At 49.9% G+C, this 838-nt stretch carries 1 protein-coding gene; it reads right to left on the reverse strand.

Translation table 11 applies throughout. From position 1 onward, the window contains the following. Positions 1 to 334 precede the first annotated feature (334 nt). Positions 335 to 838 (reverse strand): lysozyme (locus H9Y05_RS16225; RefSeq protein ID WP_216714911.1); only part of this gene is annotated, 504 nt, incomplete at its 5' end.

Raw genomic sequence — 838 nt, forward strand, 5'->3', positions numbered from 1 at the left:
TGCATCGCGGCGAACCAGAACGCATCCGCTGGAATCCGTGTACTTAGGTTATTAACGGCAATGCGTGCCATCAGTTGTGCGTCTTTGAATGCTTCGGTGTCCAGTAGCGGTTTGCAATGGTAAAAAACTTTATCGCTTTGTAAGTTCATCTTCTCCACTCCGTTCTCGTTGTCAATGAGCTAAATATAATAGGGTTAATGTTACTCGTCAACTATTATTTCTGGATACAGATAAAAAAAAATCCCGGTAATGGTCAGTTACCGGGATAAAGGAGCTAGAGGGATGAATCAACAGGAGCAGGTTTAGTATCCCAGGAACTCCCCTATGTGTCAACCTACTTAGCAGCGCGCCCTACAGCTTCGGCCTGTTGCCACAGCATACCGTCGAACAGTGCAACACGACCAGCAGCTCGGCGCCGCAATCCGAGGAGTGATTTGCCGTTCTGATAATGGAACTGAGTTAACTTATTACGCAGTGTAGATGCATCGCCTTTGCGCAGCGCCTGACCTGTTCCGGTTGACACAGCAATCGCACCTGCACCAGCGTTATACACCAGGTCACACACGGCGTCGAACTGTGACTGATTTAGAGACGGATGCGCTACGGCGTCTACAGCAGCTACGGCCTTAGCCATATCTTTATGCAGAAGCAGGAGACCCTGGCCTTCGGTAATCTTCTGACCTTCTTTTACATCTGCGCCGTTGTGGCCGTAGCCAATAGTAAAGTATTTTTCTGAAGGTGTCGCGCGGTAGGCGGTCCCGCGGAACCCCTCGAACGCGGCGGTGAAGTGTAATCCGTTGTCACTGATGTTTCGGTTTGACATACATCCTCCGGTATT

Source organism: Taishania pollutisoli (assembly GCF_014518315.1).
Classification (GTDB): domain Bacteria; phylum Bacteroidota; class Bacteroidia; order Flavobacteriales_D; family Crocinitomicaceae; genus Taishania; species Taishania pollutisoli.